The following is a 26,760-nucleotide window of genomic DNA, read 5'->3' as shown; positions in this document are numbered from 1 at the left end:
CGCCCGCCAGCGCTTACCAGGTGTACTTGACCCGGCCGTATACGTACGCGCCGTTGAAGCCGAACGGCGAGTAGTTGCTGTACGGCAGCATGCCGAAGGTGGAGTTCTGCAGGTCTTCGGTGCGGTCCGGGTACTTGTCCAGCAGGTTGTCGGCGCCCACGGTCAGGGTCCAGTTGCTGCTCGGCTTGTAGCTGGCCGAGGCATCCACCACCCAGGCGTCGCCATAGGTCTGGTCGCGCAGTGCGGTGGCCGAGTTGCGCACGGTGAACTTACCGTAGCGGGTCGCGGCCAGGCCCAGTTCCCAGTGGTCCGAACGCCAGGTGCCGCTCAGGATCGCCTTGTCGCGCGGATAGCTGTCCTCGATGCGGCCGATCTCATCGCGGCCGATCAGCGACTGGGTCAGGCCCAGCGTGCCGAACACCGCCGGGGTGCCGCCGACGCGGCGCACTTCGGTGTCGTTGTAGCTGTACGCGGCGGTCAGTTCCAGGCTGCTGGCGCTGAAGGGCACCGTGTAGCTGGACACGAAATCGACACCGCGGGTGCGCGTATCCAGGCCGTTGGTGAAGTACGAGAACGCGGTCACCTGCGGCAGGCCCAACGTGCCCAGCAGCGCGCTGGTGGCGGTGTTGGTGGTGATGCTGGACGACAATGCGATGCGGTCATCGATGTCGATCTGGTAGGCGTCGACGGTGATGTACAGGCGGTCGACCGGCTGCAGCACCAGGCCCAGGCTGTAGGAGGTGGAGGTCTCGGCCTTCAGCGGCGAGGCGCCCAGCGCCTGCGCAGCCGGGCTGGTGGTGGGGAAGGTGCCGCGCTCGACGAACACGCCGTTGAGGAACTGGCTGGTGACCGCCTGGTAGCCCTGCTGCGCCAGCGACGGCGCACGGAAGCCGCTGGACGCGGTGGCCCGCAGCGCGATCTTGTCGGTGAACGCGTAGCGCGCCGACAGCTTGCCGGAGAAGCGGTCGCCGAAGTCCGAGTAGTCCTCGTAGCGGCCGGTGATGCCGGCCGAGAACTTCTCGGTCAGGTCCGCTTCCAGACCCGCATAGACCGCGTAGTTGTGGCGGTCGGCATGCACTTCATTGGTCGGGGTGAAGCCACCGAAGCCCTGCGCGCCACTGCCGGTGTACGAGTTCAGCTCGCCCGGCTTCTGGTCCCACTTCTCCTTGCGGTATTCACCACCGAATGACAGCGTGACCGGGTAGGCCAGGCCCCAGTCCAGCGACTTGGTCAGGTCGGCATTGAAGATGTCCTGCTGGTACTTCAGCGTGCCGTCGTAGAACGAGCGCGGGCTGGTTGCGCCGAGGCTGTAGTTGATGCTGTTGCGGGTGTGGAAGTCGAGGGTGTTCTCGCCGTGGTTCAGGCTCAGGTCCCAGGTCCAGCCGTTATCGGTGTTGCCCTTGACCCCGGCCACCAGCGAGCGGTCCTTGGAGTACTGGTTGATCTCCGGCACGAAGCCGTCCGGGTAGGTCTGCGCCAGCAGCGCGCTCTGCCCGCTGTGGTTGCGCGAGCGGTAGAACGCGAACGAGGTGATGTCGCGGTTGCTGAGCAGCGCGCTGGCGTAGCCGGTCACGCGGTCACTGAAATCGAAACTGGCGTTGACCGAAGCCGCAGTCGCATCCACGCGCGGGTCGCCGACGATGAAGGTCTTCTGGCCGATGCTCGGGAAGTTGCCGGTGTTCGGGGTGGTGCCGCGGTACGGGCCGGCGCGGTTGCTTTCGTCCTGCTGGCTGATCTGGCCGGCCACGTGCACGCGGCCACGGCCGTTGCCGAACTCGACGCCGGTATCGCCGGAGAGCTGGTACTTGTTGCCGTCACCGGCCGAGTACTGGCCGTAGTCCACCGCCAGGCTGCCGCCACTGCCGCTGCCCTTGAGCACGATGTTGATGACGCCGGCGATGGCGTCCGAGCCGTACTGCGCCGACGCACCGTCGCGCAGCACTTCCACGCGTTCGATGGCGGCGATCGGGATCGCATTGATGTCCACTGCCGACGAACCACGGCCGATGCTGCCGTTGACGTTGATCATCGCCGAGGTGTGGCGGCGCTTGCCGTCGACCAGCACCAGCACCTGGTCCGGTGACAGGCCGCGCAGCTGCGCCGGGCGCACACCGCTGGTGCCATCGGTCAGCGCCGGGCGCGGGAAGTTCAGCGAGGGCAGGGCGCGCGACAGCGCGGTGGCCAGCTCGCTGGTGCCGGTGGACTGCAGGGCTTCGGGGGTGATGATGTCGATCGGCGACTGCGACTCGGCCACCGTGCGGTCGGCCACGCGGGTACCGGTGACGATCACCGTGTCCAGGGTGTTGGCGGCGGTGCCGGCCTGCTGGGCAGCGGCAACGAACGGAGAACCACCGAGTGCGACAGCGACGGCGGCGGCGATCAGGCTGGTCTTGCGGGTCATCGGGACGGAGCTCCGGTTGGCGGGGGCGGCACCGGAATCGACATCACGGGGGTGAGGCGGACGGCGGTTGTTGCGGTGCGCAAAGCAGGAATTAACGGGATATTCAGTGCGTGTCAAATGCCGGTCATCGGAAAAAACGTTGCAGCAGCAACCATTTAGCCCGGATCGGCACTGGCGGGGGAGGGAGCCCGGGACGCGCGCGGCAAGGACGTGGGAGAGAGGAACGCCGGCCGCCGCGCATCCCGGGACGCGTCAAGTATTCGTTAACGCTAGAATTGCGTCGCAGGAACAGTGCTCACCAGCACATTCCATCTGGTTATATGGACGCCTCCCCCGATGATTTCCCTTCGTAATTTCGCCTTGCGCCGCGGCGAGCGGCTGCTGTTGTCCAATGTCGACCTGACCCTGCACGCCGGTTACCGGGTGGGTGTGGTCGGCCGCAACGGTGCTGGCAAGTCCAGCCTGTTCGCGGCGGTGAAGGGCGAGCTGGAGGCGGACAAGGGCGATGTCGATCTGCCCGGCAAGGTGCGCATCGCCAGCGTCGCCCAGGAAACCCCGTCGCTGCCGGACCCGGCGCTGAGCTTCGTGCTGGGCGGTGATACCGAAGTGGCCGCCGTGCTGGCCGCCGAGGCCGAGGCGACCGCCCGTGAAGACTGGGAAGCGGTGGCCGAGGCGCACACGAAGATGGCCGAGCTCAATGCCTACGACGCCGAAGCGCGCGCCGGCAAGCTGCTGCACGGCCTCGGTTTCCCGGCAGAGACCCACCACCGCGCGGTGTCCTCGTTCTCCGGCGGCTGGCGCGTGCGCCTGAACCTGGCCCGCGCGCTGATGATGCCAAGCGACCTGCTGCTGCTGGACGAACCGACCAACCACCTGGATCTGGACGCGGTGTACTGGCTGGAGCAGTGGCTGCTGAAGTATCCGGGCACGCTGCTGCTGATCTCGCATGACCGCGAGTTCCTCGACAACGTGGCCACCCACACCCTGCACCTGCACGGTGGCGGCGCCAAGCTCTATCCGGGCGGCTACACCGACTTCGAGCGCCAGCGCGCCGAACAGCTGCGCCAGCAGCAGATCGCGCACGAGAAGGAACAGGCCGAGCGTGCCCACCTGCAGAGCTTCATCGACCGCTTCAAGGCGCAGGCCAGCAAGGCCGCGCAGGCGCAGAGCCGCATGAAGCGCCTGGCCAAGCTGGCCGGCACCGAAGCGGTGCGTGCCGAGCGCGAGTTCCGCATCGAGTTCGCGCCGCCGGCCAAGCTGCCGTTCTCGCTGATCCGCCTGAACCACGTCGAGGCCGGCTACGGCAAGGACGCGGTGATCCTGCACAACGTCGGCTTCGGCCTGGAAGCGGGCCAGCGCATCGGCCTGCTCGGCCCCAACGGTGCCGGTAAGACCACCCTGGTGAAGACCCTGGTGGGCGAGCTGGCGCCGATCGTCGGCGAGCGCATGGCGCACCCGGACCTGAAGATCGGCTACTTCGCCCAGCACACGGTGGAGTCGCTGCACGAAGGCCAGTCGCCGATGGAGCATTTCCGCGAGATCGCGCCGGACGCACCGAACCAGTCGTTCCGCGATTTCCTTGGCAAGTGGAACTTCCCGGGCGACCGCGCGTTCGAGCCGGTGGATGGTTTCTCCGGCGGCGAGCGCGCGCGCCTGGCGCTGGCGCTGATCGCCTGGCAGCAGCCGAATGTGCTGCTGCTGGACGAACCGACCAACCACCTTGACCTGGAAATGCGCGAAGCGCTGGCTGAGGCACTGGCCACCTTCGAAGGCGCGATCGTGATGGTCTCGCATGACCGCCATCTGATCGGCCTGGTCTGCGATACCTACTGGCGCGTGGCCGATGGCGTGGTCGAGCCGTTCGACGGCGACCTCGACGCCTACGCGGCCTGGCTGCGCACCCGTCCGCAGGCGCAGGGCACCAAGGCGCGCATGGAACAGGTGGAAGAGCCGGTGGTGGTCAAGACCGCGCCGGTGGCTCAGGTGGTGCAGAAGAGGCCGGTGAACCCGCACAAGCTGGCTGCCGCCGAGGCCAAGGTGGCCGAGCTGGAAAGCGCCCTGGCCGAGCTGGACCGCCAGCTGGCCGACCCGGCCAACTACGCCGATGCCACCCGCTTGGCGGTGATCGGCCGTGACCGCGAAACCGCTGCCGCCCAGCTGGAAAAAGCCGAAGCGACGTGGATGGAACTGCTGGAGTCCTGATCACGCAAAAAAGGGGACGGAGGGGATTAAGTCGTTTGTGGCACAAACGACTTAATCCCCTCCGTCCCCTTTTTCATCCCTGCGCCTGCAGCCATTCGCGGAACCGCTTCGCCGGCTCACGCTCGGCACGCGAGCGCAGTCGCGTGAGCCAGTAGCGCCCCAGCTCCAGCGTGGTGCTGAATGGCTGCAGCAGGCGACCCTCGGCCAGTTCCTGCTCGAACATGCGCAGCGGCAGCAGCGCCACGCCGGCACCACCCACCGCGGCCATCGCCACCGTCAACGACGAATCAAACACCGGCCCGCGGGCTTCCACGCCACTCACTCCTGCCGCCTGCAGCCAGCGCGGCCATTCGTCGCTGCGGTAGGAGCGCAGCAGGGGCAGGGTGCCCAGGTCGCGTGGCTGTTTGAGCCGCCGCGCCAATGCTGGTGCGCACAGCGGTGCAAACGGCGCGTCGAGGATCGCTGTGCAGGCCTGGCCCTGCCAGTCGCCATCACCGAAGCGGATCGCCAGGTCCAGGCCCTCGCCGGCCAGATCAATGCGATTGTTGTGGGTCTGCAGTCGCAGCTCGATGTCCGGGTGCGCGGCCTCGAACGCAGCCAGCCGTGGCAGCAGCCAACCGGTGGCGAAGGTGCCGACCACGCCCAGCGTCAGTACTTCACGGGCCGGGCCACCGGTGTAGCGCGCGATGCTGGCCGAGATGCGCTCGAACGATTCGTTGAGCACCGGATACAGCGCCGCGCCCTCCTCGGTGAGCGCCACGCCGCGCGGCAGGCGATGGAACAGACGGATGCCGAGCCGGTCCTCCAGCCCGCGGATCTGGTGGCTCAGCGCGGCCTGGCTGACGCACAGCTCCAGCGCGGCACGGGTGAAGTTCTGGTGGCGTGCGGCCGCCTCGAAGGCGCGCAGCGCGTTCAGCGGCAGGGTGGGGTGCAGCATCGGAGTAGTCGTGAGTCAATGTGATGGCTGATCCTACCTTCCCAGTAGCTAGTTCAGGAGAATTAAAGGGTTGATTGCGACAGGCATTAATTCAGCTAATGCCTTCCGCTGATTTTTCGCGCTGGTCGCCTGCGTGCGAGGCTTCAATAATCGGGCGGTCCCCCAGGAGAACCCGCATGCTCGCCCGTCGCCGATTCCTGCAGTTCAGTGGTGCTGCCGTTGCTTCCTCGCTTGCCCTGCCGTTGCTGGCCCGTGCGGCGGGCAAGACCGCCGCCAGTGCACCGACCGATGCCGCCCTCACCGCCGCCACCGACTTCGCCGCACTGGAAAAGGCCTGTGCCGGCCGCCTCGGCGTGACCCTGCTTGATACCGCCAGCGGCCGCCGCATCGGTCATCGCCAGGACGAGCGTTTCCCGATGTGCAGCACGTTCAAGAGCGTGCTGGCCGCCAGCGTGCTCAGCCAGGCCGAGCGCAGGCCCGCGTTGCTGGACACGCGCGTGCCGGTGCGCGATGCCGACCTGCTCTCGCACGCGCCGGTCACCCGCCGCCACGCCGGCAAGGACATGACCGTGCGGGATCTGTGCCGTGCCACGATCATCACCAGCGACAACACTGCAGCCAACCTGCTGTTCGGCGTGGTCGGTGGCCCGCCCGCGGTGACTGCGTTCCTGCGCGCGAGCGGTGATGCGGTGAGCCGCAGTGATCGCCTGGAGCCGGAGCTGAACAGCTTTGCCAAGGGCGATCCGCGCGACACCACTACGCCGGCGGCGATGGCTGCGACCCTGCAGCGCGTGGTGCTGGGGGATGTGCTGCAGCCGGCGTCGCGGCAGCAGCTGGCCGATTGGCTGATCGACAACGAAACCGGCGACGCCTGCCTGCGCGCGGGCCTGGGCAAGCGCTGGCGCGTCGGTGACAAGACCGGCAGCAACGGCGAGGACGCGCGCAACGACATCGCCGTGTTGTGGCCGCTGGCCGGCGGCACGCCCTGGGTGCTGACCGCCTACCTGCAGGCGGGTGCGATCAGCAACGAACAGCGTGCCACGGTGCTGGCGCAGGTAGGCCGCATCGCCGATCGGCTGATCGGTTGAGGTAACCGGGGTCATTCAGAAGTGGCTTGCCGGATCGGTTCGGCGCGCGCATCCTGCGCGCGTTCGAACCACACGGAAGTCCCCCATGAGCCATGAACTGATCTACCTGCTGCTGATCTTCGCGCTGCTGGTGATCCCACGCGCGCTGCAGCGTTTCAGCCTGCCCGCGCCGCTGACCTGCCTGCTGTTCGGCATCATCGGCATGCTCTGGCTGGGCGACCAGGCGCACGACGCGGTGATCGGTCTGTTGGCCACGCTGGGCATTTCCTCGCTGTTCCTGTTCGCCGGCCTGGAAGTGGATCTGCAGGCGCTGCGCCGTGGCATGTGGCCGCTGCTGGCGCATCTGGTGATCCGTACCGGCACGCTGTTCGGTGTGGGCTGGCTGGCCTGGCGCTACGCGGGGCTGCCGTGGCAGGCCGCCGGCCTGCTGGCGCTGGCGCTGCTGACGCCGTCCACCGGCTTCATCATGGATTCGCTGTCGCGGCTGGGCCTGAGCGAGGACGAGCGGTTCTGGGTGACCAGCAAGGCCATCGCTGGCGAACTGCTGGCGCTGGCGGCGTTGTTCATCGTGCTGCAGGCCGGTGATCCGGGGCACATGGCGCTGTCCAGCCTGGCCCTGCTGGCGATGATGGTCGGCCTGCCGCTGCTGTTCATCGCGCTGGGCCGCTGGGTGGCGCCGCACGCGCCGGGTTCAGAGTTCTCGCTGCTGGTGATGGTGGGCATGGTCGCGGCCTACATCACCTATCTGCTGGGCGTGTACTACCTGGTCGGTGCGTTCATCGCCGGTCTGGTCGCGCGCCTGCTGCACCAGCGCATGCCGCTGCTGGCCTCGCATGAGAACCTGCACGCGCTGCGCCTGTTCGCTTCGTTCTTCGTTCCGTTCTATTTCTTCAATGCCGGCACCAAGGTGCCCAGCGAAGCACTGAGCTTTGAGGCGCTGGGGCTGGGCATCGTGATCACCCTGGTGGTGCTGCCGCTGCGCATCGGCGTGGTCTGGCTGCAGCGCCGGGTGATGTTCGGCGAGAGCTTCCGCAGCAGCCTGCGGGTCTCGCTGGCGTTGGCCCCGACGCTGATTTTCACCCTGGTGCTGGCAGCGATCATGCGCGAGCGTTTCCAGATTCCGGCGGTGCTGTTCGGCGCGCTGCTGCTGTATGCGGCGCTGACCACGCTGCTGCCGTCGCTGGTGTTCCGCACGCCGTTCGATGTCGATCCGGTTGAACAGGAACCTGCGGGTGAAGGCGAAGCCGCGCCGGTGGCGGCCACCGAAACGCTGCCAGCGGCATCTGCAGTCGATCGCTGAGCGGATGCTGCGCGTGCGGTTTGCGCACTTCGGCCATGGCCGTTAGGGTTGGGGCATGAAACTGCCTGCCGTTGTCACCGCTTCCGCCCTCCTGCTCAGCCTTGCTGCGTGTTCGCAGCGCTCCGATACGGTCGCCCATGATCTGGCGACCGCACCGGCCGATGCCTTCATGGCCGCCATCGCCGCGCATTGCGGCCAGGCTTACGCCGGCAAGGTGGTGGAGGACACGCCGGCACCGACCGGCAAGGATCCGTTCGCCGGGCAGCGCCTGGTCATGCATGTGCGCGGCTGTGCCGATCCGGCGCACGAGCTGCGCATCCCGTTCCATGTCGGCGATGACCACTCGCGGACCTGGGTGCTGACCCGTACGGAAACCGGCCTGCGCCTGAAGCACGACCATCGCCACGAAGACGGCAGCCCCGACGCGATCACCCTCTACGGTGGCGACAGCACGCCGCCGGGCACCGCCGAGCGCCAGCAGTTCCCCGCCGACGCCGATTCGGTGGCGATGTTCCGCCGCGCCGACATGCTGGCCTCCACGCACAACACCTGGGCGATGGAGATTGATCCCGACCAGACCTTTGTCTACGAGCTGACCCGCCCGGAGGGCCGCCGCTTCCGCGTGCAGTTCGACCTGAGCAAGCCGGTTGCCCTGCCGCCTGCACCGTGGGGCGACGATAAAGCGTCCGCCCCGTGATCACAGGGTCGGATCCCTCCTGCGGAGGGCCTCGACCCCAGAAAGGCCCTCAGTAGATCCACGCCATGTGTGGATGCGGGATACCGGACCGGGGTCAGAGCCCTGGCCGTCGGCCAGGGATCCGACCGTGTACTTACCGCGTACCGAAACGCGCGCGGCAGCCGTTGCTCACCCACACCTGGCCACGTGAGTAGCCCCAGCTGCGGCCTTCCTGGCAGGCACTGCCGGACAGCTGCTGCTGCAGCACCGGGCGGCCCTGGCGCTCATCCCAGTCGCAGGTCTGCGAGCGGTTGTTGTTGCTGCTGCAGGTAACCGAGTAATTGCTGTTGCCGCCGCCCCAGCCACCGCCACCACCGCCCCAGCCGCGGGCTTCGGCGAATTCGGCACGGCAGCCGCCACTGACCCAGACCGCGCCGTTGCGCACGCCCCAGGTACGCCCTTCGTTGCAGGGGCTGCCGGACAGCTGGCGGACCAGGCGGGCATTGCGCCAGCCGACCGGGCAGCTGCGCTCACGGTTGTTCTGGCTCTCGCAGCGGATGGTCTCGCCGGGCCGGCCGTTGTTGCCGCCCCAGCCACCGCCATTGCCGCCGCCCCAGCCACCGCGGGCCTCGACGAATTCCGCGCGGCAACCGTTGGTGACCCAGATGCTGCCGTTACGGCTGCCCCAGGTGCGTCCTTCATCGCAGTCCGAGCCGGACAGCTGGCGCACCAGCTGCGCATTGCGCCAGCCGGTGTTGCAGACCCGTTCGCGGTTGTTCTGGCTTTCGCAGCGGACCACGCCGCTCTGCGCATGCGCGGAAGGGGCGGGCAGGGCAAGGGTGCCCGCGGCACCCAGGCTGAGGGTTACGGCCAGGCTGGCCAGGGACAGCGGTTTCATGGCGGCATCCCATACGGTGGCAGGTGCCCGACTATAGGGAGGGGGGCGATCAAGCCGGTGTGACTGGCCGGATTTGCCCCGGCCGGGGCCTCGGCCGCAGAATACGAGGCTTTCCGGCCCCCATCCGGTGCCGGCGTTCTCCAGCGGAGCTTCCCCCCATGCGTACCCACTTCTGCGGCCTGGTCGATGAGACCCTGATTGGCCAGACTGTCACCCTCGCCGGCTGGACCGACGTGGCCCGTAACCAGGGCGGCGTCTGCTTCATCGATCTTCGAGATCATGAAGGCATCGTGCAGGTGACCGTGGAAGTCGACAACGCCGACGTGTTCGCCGTGGCCGCGTCGCTGGGCTACGAGGACGTGCTGCAGGTGGAAGGCGTGGTGCGTGCCCGCCACGCGGTGAACGACAAGATGCGCACCGGCAAGGTGGAAGTGATCGCCACCGCCATCACCGTGCTGAACAAGGCCGCGCCGCTGCCGTTCCACGCCCACGAGAATCCGGGCGAGGAAACCCGCCTGAAGTACCGCTACCTGGACCTGCGCCGCCCGGAAATGCAGCGCATGCAGCGCACCCGCATCAAGCTGGTGCAGGCCCTGCGCCGCCATCTGGACGAAAAGGGCTTCCAGGACATCGAGACCCCGATCCTGACCAAGGCCACCCCGGAAGGCGCGCGTGACTTCCTGGTGCCGGCGCGCATGCACCCGGGCGAGTTCTACGCCCTGCCGCAGAGCCCGCAGCTGTTCAAGCAGATCCTGATGGTGGCCGGCTTCGACCGCTACTACCAGATCGCGCGCTGCTTCCGCGACGAGGCCCTGCGTGCCGACCGCCAGCTGGAATTCACCCAGCTGGACATGGAATTCGCCTTCGTCCGCGAGCGCGACGTGCAGGATTTCGTCGAGGACATGATCCGCGCCATCTTCAAGGAAGTGGTCGACGTCCAGCTGGATGCCAGCTTCCCGCGCATGACCTGGGCCGAGGCAATGCGTCGCTACGGCTCGGACAAGCCGGACCTGCGCATCGCGCTGGAGCTGGTCGACGTGGCCGAGCTGGTCAAGGACAGCGAGTTCGCCGTGTTCACCGGCCCGGCCAATGACGCCGAAGGCCGCGTCGCCGCGCTGCGCATCCCGGGCGGTGCAGCGCTCAGCCGCAAGCAGATCGACGAATACGCCGCGCATGCCGCCAAGTACGGCGCCAAGGGCCTGGCCTACATCAAGATTGCCGACAACGGCGAAGTCAGCTCGCCGATCCAGAAGTTCTTCAGCGAGGAATCCTTCGCTGCGCTGGTCGCCCACGTCGGCGCCGGTAACGGCGACATCGTGTTCTTCGGCGCCGGTGGCTACAACAAGGTCTCCGACTTCATGGGCGCGCTGCGCCTGAAGGCCGGCAAGGACTTCGGCCTGGTCGCCGACGGCTGGGCACCGCTGTGGGTCACCGACTTCCCGATGTTCGAGTGGGACGAGGAAGAACAGCGCTACGTCGCCCTGCATCACCCCTTCACCGCACCGGCCGTGGACGACATCGCCGACCTGCGCGCCAATGCCCGTACCGCCGTTTCGCGCGGCTACGACATGGTGCTCAATGGCAATGAAATCGGCGGCGGTTCGATCCGTATCCATCGTCCGGACATGCAGAGCGCGGTGTTCGAACTGCTCGGCATCGGCGCCGAGGAAGCCCGCGCCAAGTTCGGCTTCCTGCTCGACGCGCTGAACTACGGCGCGCCGCCGCACGGTGGCATCGCCTTCGGCATCGACCGCATCGCCGCGCTGATGGCCGGCACCGAGTCGATCCGCGACGTCATCCCGTTCCCGAAGACCACCGGTGCACAGGATCTGATGACCGACGCGCCGTCGCCGATCGTCGACGCGCAGCTGGCCGAAGTGCACATCCAGGTTCGCCCCAAGACCAACTGATCAGGAGATCCAGGCAATGACCGAGTTTGCGTTTTCGCTGGAGTGGGAAAAGCTGGGCAATGAAGGCTCCGAGGCCACCCTGGTCACCGAGCGTGCGCGCGTGTTCGGTGGTTGGCTGGTTCGCGTCGGAACCAACCCGACGGCGATGGCCCTGACCTTCGTCGCCGACGGCGAAGGCCGTTGGGACGGTGAAGACTTCGGCGTCGAGGATTACGAGGACGACGAAGAGGAAGAGTACGACGAGGACGAGGAAGGCGAAGAAGAGGACGAGGACGAAGAGGAGTACGAGGAAGAGGACGAGGAAGAAGAAGCGGAATCGCCTGAAAAGGCTTGACCCGCGCTTCGCCCTGACGTCAACTTCCTGCATGTATTCGATCCGCCGCGCCACCGTGGACGACGCGCCGACCCTGTCGGCGCTGGCTGCCCGCACGTTCACCGAAACCTTCGGCCATCTGTATCCGCCGCAGGACCTGCAGGCCTTCCTCGCGGAGGCCTACTCGGTCGAGCGCCAGCGCGTGATCCTGGCCCACCCCGATTACGCGGTGTGGCTGCTGGAGCTGGACGGGGAGGCGGTCGGCCATGCCGCCGCCGGCCCCTGTGGCCTGCCGCACCCGGACGTGAAGCCCGGTGACGGCGAACTCAAGCGCCTGTACCTGATCAAGACGCAGCAGAGCTGCGGCTGGGGCAGCCGCCTGCTGGAAACCGCGCTGGCCTGGCTGGAACACGAAGGCCCGCGCACGCTGTGGCTGGGCGTGTGGTCGGAGAACTTCGGCGCACAGCGTTTCTACGCCCGCTATGGATTCGAGAAGGCCGGCGAGTACCTGTTCCCGGTCGGTGATACCCAGGACCTCGAGTTCATCCTGCGCCGCGCACCGCGCGCGACCTGACGTTCACCGCCGCTTGCTGCGCGCGCGTGTTCAATCACCGTACGTTTCCGCCCCGCTGACCGCCAGGCTGTTTGCATGACTCCCCCCGTATTGCTGTTGCATGGCATCTGGAATGCCCGTGCCTGGGTCGGGCCGCTGGCCTGGCGCCTGCGCGCGCGTGGTTTCCAGGTGCACGCGTTCGGTTACTCCTCGGTGTTCGGTGGCCCCGACGTGGCCGTGCCGCAGCTGCTGGAGCGGCTGGCCGATGCCGGCCCGTTGTCGCTGGTCGGCCACAGCCTGGGAGGCCTGCTGGCGCTGGAAGCGCTGCGCCGCAATCCGCAGCTGCCGGTGCAGCGCGTGGTCTGTCTGGGCTCGCCGCTGCGCGGCAGCGGTACCGCGCGCTCGTTGTCCGATCACGGCTGGGGCCTGGCGCTGGGGCGCAGCAGCGAGCTGCTGCTGGATGGCCTGCCGGACTGGCGGGGCAAGGCCGAGGTCGGCCTGATCGCCGGTTCGGTGCCGCACGGCCTGGGCAGCCTGCTGGGCGCCATCGACGATGCCTCCGACGGTACCGTGGCCCTGGCCGAGACACGCCTGCCGGGCCTGGCCGACCATTGCGTGGTGCGTACCAGCCACAGTGGCCTGGTGGTATCGCCCGATGCCGCGCGGCAGACCGCGCATTTCCTGCGCCACGGCCAGTTCGATCACAGCCGCGACGCCGCCGCTGCGTAAGGCGGTTCGCCGGGCAGGGCGGTGCACTCTCGGTAGCGCCGGGCCATGCCCGGCGGCAGTAGATCCACGCCATGCGTGGATGGCGCCTTCCCGATATCCATTCGGCCCTAGACACGGTTGCCGCCCCCGATCAGGTAGAATCCGCGCCTTGATCCTGAAGCAGCCAGACGGTAGCACCCATGGGTAGAGGCCCCTCCATCGAAGCCCGCAAGAACGCGTCCGACGCGAAGCGCGGCAAGATTTTCACCAAGATCATCCGCGAGATCGGCGTTGCCGCGCGCGGCGGTGGAGGCGACCCCAACAACAATCCGCGCCTGCGCGTGGCCGTGGACAAGGGCCTGGCCGTGAACATGTCCAAGGACGTGATCGAGCGCGCCATCAAGAAGGCTACCGGTGAACTGGAAGGCGTCGATTACGAGGAAATCCGCTACGAGGGCTACGCCCCGGGTGGCGTGGCCGTGATCGTCGACTGCCTGACCGACAACCGCGTGCGCACGGTGGCCGATGTCCGCCATGCGTTCAGCAAGTGCGGCGGCAACATGGGCACCGAAGGCTCGGTCGCCTTCATGTTCAAGCGCCTGGGCGTGCTCAGCTTCGCCCCGGGTGCCGACGAGGAAGCCATCACCGAAGCGGCCATCGAGGCCGGCGCCGATGACATCGTGGTCTACCCGGACGACGTCTCGATCGACGTGGTCACCAGCCCTGACGCGTTCAACGCGGTCAAGGATGCGATGGCCGCCGCTGGCCATGTCGCCGACCACGCCGAAATCACCTTCCGCGCGGACAACGACATCAAGGTCGAGGGCGAGGTTGCCCTGCAGGTCAAGAAGCTGCTGGACATGCTTGAAGACCTGGACGACGTGCAGGACGTGTACTCCAACGCCGAACTCGGCGCCGACGCCTACGCCTGAGCCGTCCTTGACGGCCTGGGCGCGGGCCGTTGAACGGTCACCGCGGACAGTCATGAGCCCATACGCCTGCCAGCGCCTCCCGTTCCGCCCCGCCAGGAGTGCAGCATGACCCGCATCCTCGGCATCGACCCCGGTTCGCAGCGGACCGGGGTCGGCATCATTGATGTCGACGCCACCGGCCGCGTCAGCCACGTGCACCACCAGCCGCTGGTGCTGCTCGGCGCCGACGATTTCCCGCAGCGCATGAAGCTGCTGGTGCTGGGCCTGGCTGACCTGTGCCGCGAGTACCAGCCGCAGGAAGTGGCCATCGAACGCGTGTTCATGGCCCGCAACCCCGATTCGGCGCTGAAGCTGGGCCAGGCCCGTGGCGCGGCGATTTCCGCCGTGGTGCTGCGTGACCTGCCGGTGCACGAATACGCCGCCAGCGAGATCAAGCTGGCGGTGGTCGGGCGCGGTGGCGCCGAAAAGCAACAGGTTCAACACATGGTCGGGCTCATGCTCAACCTGAAAACCAAGCTGCAGGCCGACGCGGCCGACGCGTTGGCAGTGGCGATCACCCATGCCCACGTAAGGGCAACGGCCAACCGCCTGGGGCTCAGTGCCCGCCAGGCGTGGGGCCGCAAATGAGGAGCTGCACGCAATGATCGGTCGACTGCGCGGCATCGTCGCCTACAAGGCGCCGCCGTGGCTGGTGGTGGACGTGAACGGAGTGGGCTACGAGCTGGAGGCGCCGATGAGCACCTTCTACGACCTGCCCGAGCTCGGCCGCGAGGTCACCCTGTACACCCATTACTCGCAGAAGGAAGACAGCGTCTCGCTGTACGGCTTCCTGCGCGAAGGTGAGCGGCGCCTGTTCCGCGACGTGCAGAAGGTCAGTGGCATCGGCGCGAAGATCGCGCTGGCCGTGCTGTCCGGCGTCACCGTCGAGGAATTCGCGCGCATGGTCCAGGCCGGTGACATCACCGCGCTGACCCGCATTCCGGGCATCGGCAAGAAGACCGCCGAGCGCATGGTGCTGGAGCTGCGTGACCGCGCGGCGCAGTTCGGTGCCGGCGGCGCGCTGCCCACCGGCAGCGGCCCGGCCCCGGCCGATCCGCTGTCCGATGCCACCGTGGCCCTGCAGCAGCTGGGCTACAAGCCGGCCGAAGCGGCGCGCATGGCCCGCGATGCCTTCAATGAAGGTGACGAAGTGGCCACCGTGATCCGCAAGGCGCTGCAGTCGGCACTGCGCTGACCCGCCTTCCTTTCCCCCAACCCACCGCCTGAGCCTCGCCAGGAGTCCCATGTCCAGCAGTCAAACCCCGCACGCGGCCGCCCCAGGCGGTCATGGTCACGCCCCTCCAGCCGGAGGCCTGGCGCTGATCATCGGTGCGATCGGCGTGGTCTTCGGCGATATCGGTACCAGCCCGCTGTACACCCTGAAGGAGGCGTTCTCGCCGCACTACGGGCTCAACAGTGACCACGACACCGTTCTGGGCGTGCTGTCGCTGGCGTTCTGGGCGCTGAACATCGTGGTCACGCTGAAGTACGTGACCATCATCATGCGCGCCGACAACGACGGCGAGGGCGGCATCATGGCGCTGATGGCGCTGACCCAGCGCACGCTGCGCAACGGGTCGCGCTCGGCCTATGTGGTCGGCATCCTCGGCATCTTCGGTGCCTCGCTGTTCTTCGGTGATGGCGTGATCACCCCAGCGATATCGGTGCTGGGTGCGGTGGAAGGCCTGGAAGTTGCCGCGCCAGGACTGCACGCCTTCATCGTTCCGATCACCGTGGTGGTACTGCTGGCGGTGTTCGCGGTACAGCGCTTCGGCACCGCGAAGATCGGCAAGCTGTTCGGGCCGATCACCTCGATCTGGTTCATTTCGCTGGCGGCGATCGGCATCTACAACATCGTCGATGCACCGGAAGTGCTGAAGGCGTTCAACCCGTGGTGGGCGATCCGCTTCTTCATGGAGCATGGCTGGCACAGCATCTTCATTCTCGGCGCGGTGGTGCTGGCAGTGACCGGCGGTGAGGCGCTGTACGCCGACATGGGCCACTTCGGTGCCAAGCCGATCCGCCACGCCTGGTACTTCTTCGTGCTGCCGTGCCTGGTGCTGAACTACCTGGGGCAGGGTGCGCTGGTGCTCAACCACCCCGAGGCAGTGAAGAACCCGTTCTTCGAAGCGGTGCCGTCGTGGGCGCTGTATCCGATGATCATCCTGGCCACCATGGCCGCGGTGATTGCTTCGCAGTCGGTCATCACCGGCGCGTTCTCGGTATCGCGCCAGGCCATGCAGCTGGGCTACATCCCGCGCATGCGGATCAAGCACACCTCGCACGACACCATCGGCCAGATCTACATCCCGGGTATCAACTGGGGCATCGCGGTGATGGTGATCGGCCTGGTGCTGGCCTTCCGCAGCTCCTCCAACCTGGCGGTGGCCTACGGCATCTCGGTGTCGGCCACCATGCTGATCGACACCCTGCTGCTGGCCCTGGTGGCGCGCTCGCTGTGGCCGAAGGCGCGCAAGTGGATCCTGCCGCTGTGTGTGGTGTTCTTCGTCATCGACCTCGGCTTCGTCATCGCCAACGGCGCCAAGCTGCTGCAGGGCGCCTGGTTCCCGGTGGTGCTGGGCATCTTCCTGTTCACCATGATGCGCACCTGGCGCCGTGGCCGCGAGCTGCTGCGCGATGAGATCCGCAAGGACGGCATCCGCCTGGATACCTTCCTGCCGGGCCTGATGCTGGCGCCGCCGGTACGCGTGCCGGGCACCGCGGTATTCCTCACCGCCGACCCGACCGTGGCCCCGCACGCGCTGATGCACAACCTCAAGCACAACAAGGTGCTGCACGAGCGCAACGTGTTCCTGCACGTGGAAACCCTGCCCATTCCCTATGCGATGGAAGGGCAGCGGCTGAAGATCGAATCGGTGGGCGACGAGTTCTACCGCGTCTACGTGCGCTTCGGTTTCATGGAGACCCCGGACGTGCCGCTGGCGCTGATGCGCTCGTGCGACCACGGCGGCATCTACTTCGACCCGATGGACACCACCTTCTTCGCCAGCCGCGAAACCATCGTCGCCACCGCCAACCGCGGCATGCCGATCTGGCGCGACAAGCTGTTCGCGCTGATGCACAGGAACGCCGCTCCGGCCACGGGCTTCTTCCGGATTCCGGGCAACAGATTGGTGGAACTGGGCGCGCAGGTGGAGATTTAATCTCCACCTGCGCTACGTCCCACGATTTGCTGCGCAAACCGTGGGTCCCGCGCGCATTCCACCTTATCCCCGCGCCTGTCGGCGCGCCCCCTTGAAACGCAGGCGCCTTGGGCGCCGGCGTTCCGCGCATTCCACCTTAACCCCCCGCCTGTCGGCGCGCCCCCTTGAACAACAAGGGGGCTCCACTTGCGGAGACCACTCGACTTCTCAGGTCCATCCGCGCATGGCGTGGATATACCGTGTCGACCAAGGTCGACACCTACCAGATCTGACCCCGTGCCGACCAACGGTCGGCACCCACCAAAGCAGAACGCCGTTCCGACAGGCCGCAGGAAACTGTCGAAGGCGGGGTGGGTCCGCTTGCGGGGGCGTGAGCCGCATGGATGCGGCGACCGAGCTTACATGGGTGAGGGCGCTTTGCTTGCGAAGCACTGCTTCGCAAGCGCCCGAACGCACAGCCGCCAGCGGCTGGGCCGGGCCCCGGAGGGGGACTTGCAGCGGCCCCCGCAACCGAACCCACCCCGCCTCTCCACAGGAAGCCAGCCTTTGATGTTGCTCTGGCAGTGGCATCTGCGGGTGCCGGGCGGCAGCCCGGCCCAAGCCCCCCACCCACGCAGGTAGAATGCGCACATGGCTCTCTCCCTGCTCAAGTCCCTCAAGCCGGTCGCTGGCCGCGCCCTGCAGATCGCCCTGAACCGCGCGCTGGCGCTGGATCCGGATACCCGCCACGCGCTGGCCAGTCTGGATGGCCGGCATATCGACCTGACCCTGGAAGCGCCGTCGCTGGCCATGCGCATCAGCGTCGACGGTGATGCACTGCGGGTCGGCCCGGTGGACGCGCAGGAAGCCGACCTGGCCGTGCGCAGCAGCCTGGCCGGCGTGCTGGCGCAGCTGCCGCTGCTGGCCAACGCACGGCGCGGCGACAACAACGGCAAGGGTCGCGTGCGCGTGGCCGGTGATGCCGAACTGGCGCGTCGCCTGCAGCAGCTGGCCAAGGGCTTCGATCCTGACTGGCAGCAGCCGTTCGTCAGCGTGTTCGGCGAAGTGCTGGGCGTGCAGGTGGCCAACACCCTGCGCAGCGCCCTGCAGCATGCGCGCCAGGGCGCGATCGACCTGGCCCACAGCGCCGCCGAGTTCATCACCGAGGAATCGCGTGACGTGGTGCCGCGCGCCGAGCTGGATGCCTTCCACGACGATGTGGACGTGCTGCGCGATGACGTCGAACGCCTCGGTGCCCGTGTGCAGCGTCTGCGGGGTGCCGCATGAAGGCCGTGCTGCGTGCCAGCCGCATCGGCCGGGTGATCCTGCGTTACCGCCTCGACGACCTGTTGCAGGGCACTCCCGCCGAGCGCTGGCTGCGCCTGGCCAAGCCGTTCGTGCCGCGCGCCTCGGCCGACATCGCTGCTCAGTCGCGCGGTGCACGCCTGCGCCTGGCACTGCAGGATCTGGGCCCGATCTTCGTCAAGTTCGGCCAGATCCTGTCCACCCGCCGCGACCTGGTGCCGCCGGATGTGGCCAATGAACTGACCCTGCTGCAGGACCGGGTCAAGCCGTTCGATGGTGAGACCGCGCGTCGCATCGTCGAGGAAGCGCTGGGCCTGCCGGTCAGCGAGGCCTTCGCCAGCTTCGATACCGAACCGCTGGCCTCGGCCTCGATCGCGCAGGTGCACGCAGCCACGCTGGCCGATGGCCGCCAGGTGGTGGTCAAGGTGCTGCGCCCGGGCATCGAGAAGCAGATCGACGCCGATATCGCGTTGCTCAATTCGCTGGCTGCCCTGGTCGAGCGCACCCACCCGCGCGCCGACAAGATCCGCCCGCGCGAAGTGGTGGCCGAAGTCGAGAACACCCTGGCTGCCGAGCTGGACCTGCAGCGCGAAGGCGCCAATGCCAGCGTGCTGCGCCGCTTCTGGGAAAACAGCGACGATCTGTACGTGCCGGAAGTGATCTGGAGCCACACCGCCGAGCGGGCACTGACCCTGGAACGCGTGTGGGGCATCCCGTCCGATGACATCGCCGCACTGGACAAGGCCGGCATCGACCGCAAGGCGCTGGCCGCCAAGGGCGTGCGGGTGTTCTACACCCAGGTGTTCCGCGACAACTTCTTCCACGCCGATGCGCACGCCGGCAACATCTGGGTCGACACCGATCCGGCGCGCCGCGCCAACCCGCGTTTCATCGCGCTGGACTTCGGCATCATGGGCCAGCTCTCGCAGGAAGATCAGTACTACCTGGCCGAGAACTTCATGGCCATCTTCAACCGCGATTACCGCCGCATCGCCGAACTGCACGTGCAGGCGCGCTGGATGCCGGACAACGTGCGCATCGATGACCTCGAGGCCGCCGTGCGTTCGGTGTGCGAGCCGTACTTCACCCGGCCGCTGTCGCAGATCTCGCTGGCCGAAGTGCTGATGAAGCTGTTCCGCGTGGCCCAGCGTTACCAGCTGACCCTGCAGCCGCAGCTGATCCTGCTGCAGAAGACCCTGCTGAACATCGAAGGCGTCGGCCGCCAGCTCGACCCGCAGATCGACATCTGGGCGGTGGCCAAGCCAGTGCTGGCAAGGATCCTGCGCGAACGTTACAGCCCGCGCCGGGTGGTACGCGAGATCGGCAAGCGCCTGCCGGAAATCATGACCCATGCGCCGGACATGCCGCGCCTGGTGCACGCCTGGCTGACCCAGCAGGTGGAAGGCCGCCACGAACTGTCGATGCGTTCGCGCGACCTGGCCGCACTGGATGCCAGCGTGCAGCGCCTGCAGAAGCATGCGGTCGGCGCGATCACCGGTGTCGGCCTGCTGGCCATCGCTGCACTGATGTATGTGCTGCAGCCGCCGGGCTGGTACTGGGGCGACGTGCCGGCGTGGAGCTGGCTGTCCGGTGCGGTCGGCGCAGTGGCGCTGCTGCGCGCGTGGTGGAAGTAGGCCCCATGCTGCAGACACTCAAGGACAAACTGATCCGCTTCGGCGCCGACAACGACGCACGCGAAAGCGAGCGCGGCCGACGCATGCTCAACATCACGCCCGACACCGGTGAATTCCTGTCGGTGCTGGTGCGCTTCGGCAACGCTCGCCGGGTGCTGGAAATCGGTACGTCCAACGGCTATTCCACGCTGTGGCTGGCCGAGGCAACCGCCGCCATCGACGGCCACGTGACCACGCTGGAATACGCCGAGGACAAGGTGGCGATGGCGCGTGATACCTTCGCGCGCAGTGGTCTGGCCGATCGCATCACGCTGGTCCACGACGATGCCGGGCTCTGGCTGGCGCAGGCCGCCGATGCCTGCATCGACCTGCTGTTCCTCGATTCGGACCGCGGGCAGTACGCCGGCTGGTGGCCGCAGTTGCGTCGCGTGCTGCGCCCGGGTGGCCTGCTGGTGGTGGACAACGCCACCTCGCATGCGGAAGAGATGCAACCGCTGCGCGTGCTGCTGGACGCTGATCCGGACTTCAGCACCAGCCTGGTGCCGGTGGGCAACGGCGAGCTGCTGGCCGTGCGCAGCGCCTGACCGCTCTACAGGTAGGTGCCAACCTTGGTTGGCACGCGGTTGCCGGCCGCTGGCCGGCAACCGCAGCCATCCGATTGCCCGGAGGCAGCCGGCCAGCGGCCGGCTCTACCCCATTCAGTGCCCAGCCCCGATAATCCTGCCGTGAGCAACGAACCCGATACCCTCGCCGCGGTCGAGACCGACACCGCGCCCCTGCAGCTGCTGCACCTGGATGAACGCCTGGCCGTGGTCAACAAGCCTGCCGGGCTGATGGTCCACGACAGCAAGCTGGCCCGTGGCGAAGACGACTTCCTGGCCGACCGCCTGCGCGAGCAGCTGGGCCGCCCGATCTTCCTCGTGCATCGCCTGGACCGGGCCACCAGCGGCTGCCTGCTGCTGGCCTTCGACCGCGACACCGCCAGCGCGCTGGGCAAGGCCCTGATGGGCGGCGAAGTGCTGAAGGACTACCTGACGGTCTGCCGGGGCTGGCCGGCCGAGCTCGCCTGGCAGGTCGATCATGATCTGGACGGCGGCCCGGGCAAGCCGGTGAAAAAGCCGGCGATCACCGACTTCCAGCGCCTGGCCACCGGCGAGCTGTCGGTGCCGGTCGGTGAATTCACCAGCTCGCGGTACGCGCTGCTGCGCTGCCAGCCGCAGACCGGACGCTTCCGGCAGATCCGCCGGCACCTCAAGCACCTCTCGCATCACATGATCGGCGACACCAGCCACGGCGATGGCCGCCACAACCGCATCTTCCGCATGCAGGGCGTGCACCGCATGCTGCTGCACGCCGAGCGCCTGCGCTTCCCGCATCCGGACGGTGGCACGGTGGACGTGCGTGCGCCGTTGGACGGCGGGTTCCAGAAGGCGCTGGACCTGTTCGGCTGGCAGGTGGATACCGATTGACGGTAGTGCCGGCCGCTGGCCGGCATCTGCGCGATTCCAGATGTAATGGGGAGCCGGCCAGCGGCCGGCACTACTTCATTTCTTTTCCGGCTCGTTGACGATCGCTTCCAGATCCTTCTGCAGGTCCGCAAACAGCGGCTGCATGCGCGCCTGGATCGCCACCATCACGTTCTGCATCAGCGCCGGGGTCTTGTCCAGCAGGCTCTGGCCGGCCGCGCTCTCGTAGAACTCGGCCATCGCCAGCACGTCTTCCTTGCTGAAGGTCTTTTTGTACAGGTCCACGTACATCGGCCGCAGCTGCTGCCACGACAGGGCCTGGCGCAGGGTCTGGCTGGTCCGCGCCTGGATCCGCTTCAGCTGTTCCTGCTGCTGGGCATTGAGCTGGCGCTGTGCGGCTACCTGCTGGAACTGCTGCTGCTGCATCGCCTCGATCTGCGGCAGCATGGTGTCGATCATGCTCTGCGCGCGTGACGCCGACAGCAGGCGGTTGATGTCGCCATCGGTCGGCGGCGCGGCCAGGGCCGGAACGCTGGCCACGGCCAGCGCCAGCAGCAGGGCGGCGCGGCGCAGCAGGGACGGCAGGGCGGGTGCGGTGCGGGTCATGCGGGGCTTCCTGCAGTACATGGGACGGCCAGCATACCCGCAGCCAAGGCGAAGGCGGCGTGTTCGGTACCTGATCGGCGGCATACGGGGCGCGATGCCGCACTCCGGTGCGTGGCTGCCGCTACAATGCGCGGATGGGCAGTGGACCGGTCACCATCAGCGCGCAGCTTGAAATCCCCGACGGCGAGATCGTCGAGCGGTTCGTGCGTGCCAGTGGCGCCGGTGGCCAGAACGTCAACAAGGTCTCCACCGCGGTGGAACTACGTTTCGATGTGGCCAACTCGCCCTCGTTGCCCGAACCGTTGCGCGCGCGCCTGCTGGCGCGGCGTGACCGGCGCATGACCGGCGAAGGCGTGCTGGTCATCGACGCGCAACGTTTCCGGACCCAGGATCGCAATCGCGAGGATGCGCGCGATCGGCTGGCGGCCTTCATCCAGGCCGGGCTGAGCGTGCCCAAGCCGCGCAAGGCCACCAAGCCGACCCTCGGGTCGAAACTGCGTCGTCTGGACGCCAAACGCGGGCGCGCGCAGATCAAGCGCGGGCGCTCATCACGTGACTGGGAGTGATTGCTTGAACAACCCGACTTCGTTGCTGCCGGCCGTGCCGCCGCAGATGCCGCAGGTCAAACCCAACGCCTTCCTGCGCTGGCTGGCGCGCTGCACCCTGCGCATGGGCGGCTGGAAGGTGACCGGTACCCTGCCCGACATCCCCAGGCTGGTCTTCATCATCGCCCCGCATTCGTCCAACTGGGATGGCCTGTGGGGCATGGCCGCGAAGATCGCGCTGGGCATGAAGGTGAAGGTGCTGGGCAAGGCATCGCTGTTCTGGTGGCCGCTCGGCCCGCTGCTGCACAAGCTGGGCGTGATCCCGCTGGACCGCAGCTCGCCGCAGGGCACCGTCGGCCAGGCCGTGGACCTGCTGCGCAACAACGAGAAGATGTGGTTCGCCATCACGCCCGAGGGCACCCGCAAGGCCGTGAAGGACTGGAAGGCCGGCTTCCTGAAGATCGCGCGGATGGCCGACGTGCCGATCCTGGCCGCGTATTTCCACTACCCGGAGAAGACCATCGGCATCGGCCCGCTGTTCACGCCGACCGGCGATGACGCCGCCGACATGGCCGCCATCCGCGAGTTCTACCGGCCCTGGATCGGCAAGACCCGCGGTACGGTCTGAGCCGGCCGCAGGCCGCCGCATAGACGCCACGTCCGGCACATGCCGGGCGAGCGCGACAGGAGTAGGGTGGAGGGCTGGTATCCCATACCGTCTGCCCAAGGAGCGTTTTACATGTCGCGTACCGTAGTCCTGGCCGCCGCCATCAGCCTGGCGCTGGCGGCCTGTTCCGGCAAGGAGTCCACCCCCGTGTCCGATGCCCAGAAAGCCCCGGCCCAGCAGCCGGCCGAAGCCTCCACCAATCCGCTGCTGAGCGCCAGCACGCTGCCGTTCCAGGCGCCGCAGTTCGACAAGATCAAGGACAGCGACTACCTGCCGGCGTTCGAGGAAGGCATGCGCCAGCACCTTGCCGACGTGCGCAAGATCGCTGACAGCAGCGAGCCGGCCACCTTCGACAACACCATCGTGGCGATGGAGCGCAGCGGCGAGACGCTGAACCGCGTGTCGCGCATCTTCTTCGGCCTGGTCCAGGCCGATACCAACGATGCGCGCCAGAAGATCCAGGAAGACGTGGCGCCGAAGCTGGCCGCGCACCAGGACGAGATCAACCTCGATCCGAAGCTGTTCGCGCGCGTGAAGTCGCTGTACGACCAGCGTGACACGCTGGAGCTGGACCCGGTGCAGAAGCGCCTGGTCGAGCACTACTACGACGGTCTGGTGCGCGCCGGTGCGCAGCTGTCCGACGCCGACAAGGCCACCCTGCGCAAGCTCAACGTGGAAGAGACCACTCTCTCCACCCAGTTCCACACCCGCCTGGTGGCCGCCACCGCCGCTGCTGCCGTCGTTGTCGATGACAAGGCCAAGCTGGCCGGCCTGGACGAAGATGCGATCAACAACGCTGCGGCTGCCGCCAAGGAACGCAAGCTGGATGGCAAGTTCCTGCTGCCGCTGCAGAACACCACCCAGCAGCCGGTGCTCGGCTCGCTGAGCGACCGCGACCAGCGTGCCGCCGTGCTGAAGGCTTCGGAAACCCGCGCCGAGCGTGGCGATGCCAACGACACCCGGCAGACCGTGCAGCGCCTGGCCCAGCTGCGTGCGCAGAAGGCCAAGCTGCTCGGCTTTGACACCTTCGCCGACTACCAGCTGGGCGACCAGATGGCCAAGACCCCGGCCGCCGCGCTCAAGCTGCTGACCGACACCGTGCCGGCCGCCACCGCCAAGGCGCGCGCCGAGGCCGGCGAGATCCAGAAGGTGATCGACGCGCAGAAGGGTGGTTTCCAGGTCGCTGCCTCGGACTGGGACTTCTACGCCGAGCAGGTGCGCAAGGCCAAGTACGATCTGGACGAGTCGCAGATCAAGCCGTACTTCGAACTGGACAACGTGCTGCAGAACGGCGTCTTCTACGCCGCCACCCAGCTGTACGGCATCACCTTCAAGCCGCGTACCGACATTCCGACCTACAACCCGGACATGAAGGTGTATGAAGTGTTCGACAAGGACGGCACCTCGCTGGCCCTGTTCTACACCGACTACTTCAAGCGTGACAGCAAGTCCGGCGGCGCCTGGATGGACGTGTTCGTCGAGCAGGACGGCCTGACCGGTGCCAAGCCGGTGGTCTACAACGTCTGCAACTTCACCAAGCCGGCCGCCGGCCAGCCTGCGCTGATCAGCTTCGACGACGTGACCACGATGTTCCATGAGTTCGGCCATGCGCTGCACGGCATGTTCTCGAACGTGAAGTACCCGTCGATCGCCGGTACCGCCACCTCGCGTGATTTCGTCGAGTTCCCGTCGCAGTTCAACGAGCACTGGGCGCTGGATCCGAAGGTGTTCGCCAACTACGCCAAGCACTACAAGACCGGCGAGGCGATGCCGCAGGAACTGGTCGACAAGATCCTCAAGGCACGCAGCTTCAACCAGGGTTATGCGACCACCGAGTACCTGTCGGCCGCGCTGCTGGACCTGGCCTGGCATACGCAGAAGGCCGATGCGCCGCTGCAGGATGTCGGCGCCTTTGAAGCCAGTGCGCTGAAGAAGTTCAAGGTCGACCTGCCGCAGGTGCCGCCGCGTTACCGCACCACCTACTTCGACCACATCTGGGGTGGTGGTTACTCGGCCGGTTACTACGCCTACTTCTGGGCCGAAGTGCTGGACCATGACGCCTACCAGTGGTTCACCGAACACGGTGGCCTGACGGCGGCCAATGGCCAGGAGTTCCGCGACAAGATCCTCTCGCGCGGCAACAGCGTGGAGCTGTCGACCCTGTACCGCGATTTCCGCGGCAAGGACCCGTCGGTGGAACCGCTGCTGAAGTTCCGCGGGCTGAAATAAGAAAGCGAAAACGGCGGGGGGAACCCCGCCGTTTTTCTTTGTGTAGCGTCGAGCTTGCTCGACGGTCTTTCCACGAAAAGCCAGTCGAGCAAGCTCGACTCTACACAAGCGGCTTACGTCCCCACGTGCACCCGGTTCGCCTGCTCGGCCAGGCCCAGGTGATCCAGCGCGATATCCAGCGCCAGCACATAACTCTGCGCGCCATACCCAGCAGCGATGCCCAGCCGCTGACCGACACCCGCCGGCAGGCACGGCTCGGCCACCGCGCCGTCGTCATGCACTTCCACGTAGGCGTTGTGCAGGTACGGCAGCAGGCGCTGCAGGCGCAGGCTGTTGGCACACGCACCCGGATCCAGCAGGGTCACCTCGCCGCGGCTGTGGTCAGCCACGCGCAGCGCGTCCAGCAGTTCCTGTTCCGAACCACAGGCACGGATCGCCACGCTGGTACCGGCGTCGATCGCGCGATGCACCAGTGACTTCAGGACCGGTGCCGGCAGCGGCATCGCGGTGCGGATCAGGGCACCGGCCGCTTCCGGGCCACGGATGATGAAGATCGACATGGCTCAGCCCTCCTGTGCCAGACGGCGGCCGACAATGGCCAGCGACAATGGATACCCGGCCTGCTGGCTGCGCTGGTCCACCACCACCGCGGCGGGGCCATGCTGCAGGCGCAGGCGCGCATCCAGGCCGGGCTCGCTGGGGGCCTGCAGCTCGATGTACTGCGCCGGCAGCCGTTCCAGCGCCGCCTGCAGCGCGCCACCTTCGGCCTGCCATTGCGCCTCGTCGGCGGCGCCGACATCCAGCAGTACCCAGTCGGCCGAGCGCGCCTGCGGCTGGCACAGGCACTGGCGCACTTCGGACAGGCTGGCGCAGTCGCTGCACAGCACGCGATGGCCGCTCAGCTGCGCCGGCAGCTGCGGGCGCGGCGCCGACGAAGACGCGTGGCGGATCACCAGGAGGGTCATACAACACCTTGCGGAATGCGCCCTGTGGCGCGGTGGGCACACGATGCGCGTGCTGCCCGTAAAGGTGCGATGCCCGCGGCCGGGCCGGCGCGTAAAACCTGCGTAACCCGTATTGTAGAGCCGAGCCCATGCTCGGCTGCCGTTACGTAGAGTCGAGCTTGCTCGACTGCTCTGCGCCTCAGTCGAGCAAGCTCGACGCTACAAGAGCAAGCCGAGCATGGGCTCGGCTCTACAGGTTCCAGG

The 26,760-nt window shown here is 67.4% G+C and carries 25 protein-coding genes; 19 read left to right on the top strand and 6 right to left on the bottom strand.

Features of this window, described 5'->3' with window-relative positions:
* Positions 1-13 precede the first annotated feature (13 nt).
* Positions 14-2,401: a TonB-dependent receptor plug domain-containing protein gene (locus tag ACMZ91_RS15605; RefSeq protein WP_414577328.1), complete on the bottom strand. Its 2,388-nt coding sequence runs from the start codon at positions 2,399-2,401 to the stop codon at positions 14-16.
* A gap of 336 nt (positions 2,402-2,737) precedes the next feature.
* On the opposite strand from ACMZ91_RS15605, the gene ACMZ91_RS15600 reads away from it, so the two are divergent.
* Entirely contained in the window at positions 2,738-4,603 is a 1,866-nt protein-coding gene (locus ACMZ91_RS15600) for an ABC-F family ATP-binding cassette domain-containing protein (protein ID WP_414577330.1), read from the top strand.
* Positions 4,604-4,676: 73 nt separating this feature from the next.
* Here ACMZ91_RS15600 and ampR read toward each other — a convergent pair whose 3' ends face one another.
* Positions 4,677-5,540 (bottom strand): LysR family transcriptional regulator AmpR, encoded by an 864-nt coding sequence (gene ampR / locus ACMZ91_RS15595; RefSeq protein ID WP_012511908.1) that lies wholly within the window; start codon positions 5,538-5,540, stop codon positions 4,677-4,679.
* 176 nt (positions 5,541-5,716) lie between these two features.
* Between ampR and blaL2 the strand changes: the two genes are divergently transcribed.
* The 3 genes from blaL2 (at position 5,717) to ACMZ91_RS15580 (ending at position 8,625) form a co-directional block, all read left to right on the top strand.
* Complete coding sequence (blaL2, locus tag ACMZ91_RS15590; protein WP_134951173.1) at positions 5,717-6,628, top strand: L2 family extended-spectrum class A beta-lactamase; 912 nt, start codon at positions 5,717-5,719, stop codon at positions 6,626-6,628.
* Between the two features lie 85 nt (positions 6,629-6,713).
* On the top strand, positions 6,714-7,928 hold the full coding sequence (locus ACMZ91_RS15585) for a cation:proton antiporter (RefSeq protein ID WP_032128538.1): 1,215 nt from the start codon (positions 6,714-6,716) through the stop codon (positions 7,926-7,928).
* Between the two features lie 55 nt (positions 7,929-7,983).
* Positions 7,984-8,625, top strand: a complete 642-nt coding sequence (locus ACMZ91_RS15580; RefSeq protein ID WP_049422905.1) for a hypothetical protein — start codon at positions 7,984-7,986, stop codon at positions 8,623-8,625.
* Positions 8,626-8,758: 133 nt separating this feature from the next.
* On the opposite strand, the gene ACMZ91_RS15575 is transcribed toward ACMZ91_RS15580, so the two are convergent.
* Positions 8,759-9,502 (bottom strand): DUF3011 domain-containing protein, encoded by a 744-nt coding sequence (locus ACMZ91_RS15575; RefSeq protein WP_032128536.1) that lies wholly within the window; start codon positions 9,500-9,502, stop codon positions 8,759-8,761.
* Positions 9,503-9,660: 158 nt separating this feature from the next.
* Between ACMZ91_RS15575 and aspS the strand changes: the two genes are divergently transcribed.
* From aspS to ACMZ91_RS15515, 12 genes are all read left to right on the top strand, one after another.
* Positions 9,661-11,412, top strand: coding sequence for an aspartate--tRNA ligase (gene aspS, locus ACMZ91_RS15570; protein ID WP_010481582.1), 1,752 nt, complete (start codon positions 9,661-9,663; stop codon positions 11,410-11,412).
* 16 nt (positions 11,413-11,428) lie between these two features.
* Complete coding sequence (locus ACMZ91_RS15565) at positions 11,429-11,746, top strand: DNA primase (protein ID WP_414577333.1); 318 nt, start codon at positions 11,429-11,431, stop codon at positions 11,744-11,746.
* A 31-nt stretch (positions 11,747-11,777) separates the two neighbouring features.
* Positions 11,778-12,299, top strand: coding sequence for a GNAT family N-acetyltransferase (locus ACMZ91_RS15560; RefSeq protein WP_134951171.1), 522 nt, complete (start codon positions 11,778-11,780; stop codon positions 12,297-12,299).
* A 75-nt stretch (positions 12,300-12,374) separates the two neighbouring features.
* Positions 12,375-13,007 (top strand): esterase/lipase family protein, encoded by a 633-nt coding sequence (locus tag ACMZ91_RS15555; protein ID WP_110713300.1) that lies wholly within the window; start codon positions 12,375-12,377, stop codon positions 13,005-13,007.
* Between the two features lie 179 nt (positions 13,008-13,186).
* A complete protein-coding gene (locus ACMZ91_RS15550) occupies positions 13,187-13,918 on the top strand; it encodes a YebC/PmpR family DNA-binding transcriptional regulator (RefSeq protein WP_414577336.1) in 732 nt (243 codons plus the stop codon).
* A 105-nt stretch (positions 13,919-14,023) separates the two neighbouring features.
* Positions 14,024-14,545 (top strand): crossover junction endodeoxyribonuclease RuvC, encoded by a 522-nt coding sequence (ruvC, locus tag ACMZ91_RS15545; protein ID WP_032128530.1) that lies wholly within the window; start codon positions 14,024-14,026, stop codon positions 14,543-14,545.
* Positions 14,546-14,558: 13 nt separating this feature from the next.
* On the top strand, positions 14,559-15,152 hold the full coding sequence (ruvA, locus tag ACMZ91_RS15540) for a Holliday junction branch migration protein RuvA (RefSeq protein WP_005410756.1): 594 nt from the start codon (positions 14,559-14,561) through the stop codon (positions 15,150-15,152).
* 49 nt (positions 15,153-15,201) lie between these two features.
* Positions 15,202-17,121 (top strand): potassium transporter Kup, encoded by a 1,920-nt coding sequence (locus tag ACMZ91_RS15535; protein ID WP_032128529.1) that lies wholly within the window; start codon positions 15,202-15,204, stop codon positions 17,119-17,121.
* A 630-nt stretch (positions 17,122-17,751) separates the two neighbouring features.
* The gene (locus ACMZ91_RS15530) at positions 17,752-18,387 is read left to right on the top strand and encodes a ubiquinone biosynthesis accessory factor UbiJ (RefSeq protein ID WP_049420999.1); all 636 of its coding nucleotides are present in this window, start codon (positions 17,752-17,754) and stop codon (positions 18,385-18,387) included.
* Entirely contained in the window at positions 18,384-20,039 is a 1,656-nt protein-coding gene (ubiB, locus tag ACMZ91_RS15525; RefSeq protein ID WP_049461676.1) for a ubiquinone biosynthesis regulatory protein kinase UbiB, read from the top strand. Before ACMZ91_RS15530 ends, ubiB begins: the two co-directional genes overlap by 4 nt.
* 5 nt (positions 20,040-20,044) lie before the next feature.
* Positions 20,045-20,623: an O-methyltransferase gene (locus ACMZ91_RS15520; RefSeq protein WP_414577512.1), complete on the top strand. Its 579-nt coding sequence runs from the start codon at positions 20,045-20,047 to the stop codon at positions 20,621-20,623.
* Between the two features lie 117 nt (positions 20,624-20,740).
* Positions 20,741-21,508 (top strand): pseudouridine synthase, encoded by a 768-nt coding sequence (locus ACMZ91_RS15515; protein ID WP_414577510.1) that lies wholly within the window; start codon positions 20,741-20,743, stop codon positions 21,506-21,508.
* Between the two features lie 75 nt (positions 21,509-21,583).
* Here the strand turns inward: ACMZ91_RS15515 and ACMZ91_RS15510 are convergent, their stop codons facing one another.
* Positions 21,584-22,111 (bottom strand): DUF2059 domain-containing protein, encoded by a 528-nt coding sequence (locus tag ACMZ91_RS15510; protein WP_010487093.1) that lies wholly within the window; start codon positions 22,109-22,111, stop codon positions 21,584-21,586.
* Positions 22,112-22,245: 134 nt separating this feature from the next.
* On the opposite strand from ACMZ91_RS15510, the gene arfB reads away from it, so the two are divergent.
* The 3 genes from arfB to dcp all read left to right on the top strand — a co-directional run bounded on the left by arfB (position 22,246) and on the right by dcp (position 25,552).
* Positions 22,246-22,677, top strand: a complete 432-nt coding sequence (gene arfB / locus ACMZ91_RS15505; protein WP_032130467.1) for an alternative ribosome rescue aminoacyl-tRNA hydrolase ArfB — start codon at positions 22,246-22,248, stop codon at positions 22,675-22,677.
* A gap of 46 nt (positions 22,678-22,723) precedes the next feature.
* Positions 22,724-23,284, top strand: a complete 561-nt coding sequence (locus ACMZ91_RS15500) for a lysophospholipid acyltransferase family protein (RefSeq protein WP_223276957.1) — start codon at positions 22,724-22,726, stop codon at positions 23,282-23,284.
* Positions 23,285-23,395: 111 nt separating this feature from the next.
* Positions 23,396-25,552, top strand: coding sequence for a peptidyl-dipeptidase Dcp (dcp, locus tag ACMZ91_RS15495; RefSeq protein ID WP_049461673.1), 2,157 nt, complete (start codon positions 23,396-23,398; stop codon positions 25,550-25,552).
* 113 nt (positions 25,553-25,665) lie between these two features.
* On the opposite strand, the gene ACMZ91_RS15490 is transcribed toward dcp, so the two are convergent.
* Together ACMZ91_RS15490 and ACMZ91_RS15485 are read right to left on the bottom strand one after the other, a co-directional pair.
* Complete coding sequence (locus ACMZ91_RS15490) at positions 25,666-26,112, bottom strand: 3-dehydroquinate dehydratase (RefSeq protein ID WP_004153636.1); 447 nt, start codon at positions 26,110-26,112, stop codon at positions 25,666-25,668.
* A 3-nt stretch (positions 26,113-26,115) separates the two neighbouring features.
* Entirely contained in the window at positions 26,116-26,517 is a 402-nt protein-coding gene (locus tag ACMZ91_RS15485; RefSeq protein WP_049461672.1) for a hypothetical protein, read from the bottom strand.
* Between the last annotated feature and the right edge of the window lie 243 nt (positions 26,518-26,760).

Source organism: Stenotrophomonas sp. FR024 (assembly GCF_047500745.2).
GTDB classification, from domain to species: domain Bacteria; phylum Pseudomonadota; class Gammaproteobacteria; order Xanthomonadales; family Xanthomonadaceae; genus Stenotrophomonas; species Stenotrophomonas maltophilia_A.
This window is presented reverse-complemented; position numbering and strand designations above follow the sequence as displayed.

What these genes read in the sequence shown, in the direction of transcription:
- ruvA (WP_005410756.1), top strand. Translation starts at nt 14,559, where the DNA reads ATGATCGGTCGACTGCGCGGCATCGTCGCCTACAAGGCGCCGCCGTGG.
- ACMZ91_RS15585 (WP_032128538.1), top strand. Translation starts at nt 6,714, where the DNA reads ATGAGCCATGAACTGATCTACCTGCTGCTGATCTTCGCGCTGCTGGTG.
- arfB (WP_032130467.1), top strand. Translation starts at nt 22,246, where the DNA reads ATGGGCAGTGGACCGGTCACCATCAGCGCGCAGCTTGAAATCCCCGAC.
- ACMZ91_RS15530 (WP_049420999.1), top strand. Translation starts at nt 17,752, where the DNA reads ATGGCTCTCTCCCTGCTCAAGTCCCTCAAGCCGGTCGCTGGCCGCGCC.
- ruvC (WP_032128530.1), top strand. Translation starts at nt 14,024, where the DNA reads ATGACCCGCATCCTCGGCATCGACCCCGGTTCGCAGCGGACCGGGGTC.
- aspS (WP_010481582.1), top strand. Translation starts at nt 9,661, where the DNA reads ATGCGTACCCACTTCTGCGGCCTGGTCGATGAGACCCTGATTGGCCAG.
- ampR (WP_012511908.1), bottom strand. Translation starts at nt 5,540, where the DNA reads ATGCTGCACCCCACCCTGCCGCTGAACGCGCTGCGCGCCTTCGAGGCG.
- ubiB (WP_049461676.1), top strand. Translation starts at nt 18,384, where the DNA reads ATGAAGGCCGTGCTGCGTGCCAGCCGCATCGGCCGGGTGATCCTGCGT.
- ACMZ91_RS15605 (WP_414577328.1), bottom strand. Translation starts at nt 2,401, where the DNA reads ATGACCCGCAAGACCAGCCTGATCGCCGCCGCCGTCGCTGTCGCACTC.
- ACMZ91_RS15510 (WP_010487093.1), bottom strand. Translation starts at nt 22,111, where the DNA reads ATGACCCGCACCGCACCCGCCCTGCCGTCCCTGCTGCGCCGCGCCGCC.
- ACMZ91_RS15500 (WP_223276957.1), top strand. Translation starts at nt 22,724, where the DNA reads ATGCCGCAGGTCAAACCCAACGCCTTCCTGCGCTGGCTGGCGCGCTGC.
- ACMZ91_RS15520 (WP_414577512.1), top strand. Translation starts at nt 20,045, where the DNA reads ATGCTGCAGACACTCAAGGACAAACTGATCCGCTTCGGCGCCGACAAC.
- ACMZ91_RS15565 (WP_414577333.1), top strand. Translation starts at nt 11,429, where the DNA reads ATGACCGAGTTTGCGTTTTCGCTGGAGTGGGAAAAGCTGGGCAATGAA.
- ACMZ91_RS15490 (WP_004153636.1), bottom strand. Translation starts at nt 26,112, where the DNA reads ATGTCGATCTTCATCATCCGTGGCCCGGAAGCGGCCGGTGCCCTGATC.
- dcp (WP_049461673.1), top strand. Translation starts at nt 23,396, where the DNA reads ATGTCGCGTACCGTAGTCCTGGCCGCCGCCATCAGCCTGGCGCTGGCG.
- ACMZ91_RS15535 (WP_032128529.1), top strand. Translation starts at nt 15,202, where the DNA reads ATGTCCAGCAGTCAAACCCCGCACGCGGCCGCCCCAGGCGGTCATGGT.
- blaL2 (WP_134951173.1), top strand. Translation starts at nt 5,717, where the DNA reads ATGCTCGCCCGTCGCCGATTCCTGCAGTTCAGTGGTGCTGCCGTTGCT.
- ACMZ91_RS15560 (WP_134951171.1), top strand. Translation starts at nt 11,778, where the DNA reads ATGTATTCGATCCGCCGCGCCACCGTGGACGACGCGCCGACCCTGTCG.
- ACMZ91_RS15580 (WP_049422905.1), top strand. Translation starts at nt 7,984, where the DNA reads ATGAAACTGCCTGCCGTTGTCACCGCTTCCGCCCTCCTGCTCAGCCTT.
- ACMZ91_RS15575 (WP_032128536.1), bottom strand. Translation starts at nt 9,502, where the DNA reads ATGAAACCGCTGTCCCTGGCCAGCCTGGCCGTAACCCTCAGCCTGGGT.
- ACMZ91_RS15485 (WP_049461672.1), bottom strand. Translation starts at nt 26,517, where the DNA reads ATGACCCTCCTGGTGATCCGCCACGCGTCTTCGTCGGCGCCGCGCCCG.
- ACMZ91_RS15600 (WP_414577330.1), top strand. Translation starts at nt 2,738, where the DNA reads ATGATTTCCCTTCGTAATTTCGCCTTGCGCCGCGGCGAGCGGCTGCTG.
- ACMZ91_RS15555 (WP_110713300.1), top strand. Translation starts at nt 12,375, where the DNA reads ATGACTCCCCCCGTATTGCTGTTGCATGGCATCTGGAATGCCCGTGCC.
- ACMZ91_RS15550 (WP_414577336.1), top strand. Translation starts at nt 13,187, where the DNA reads ATGGGTAGAGGCCCCTCCATCGAAGCCCGCAAGAACGCGTCCGACGCG.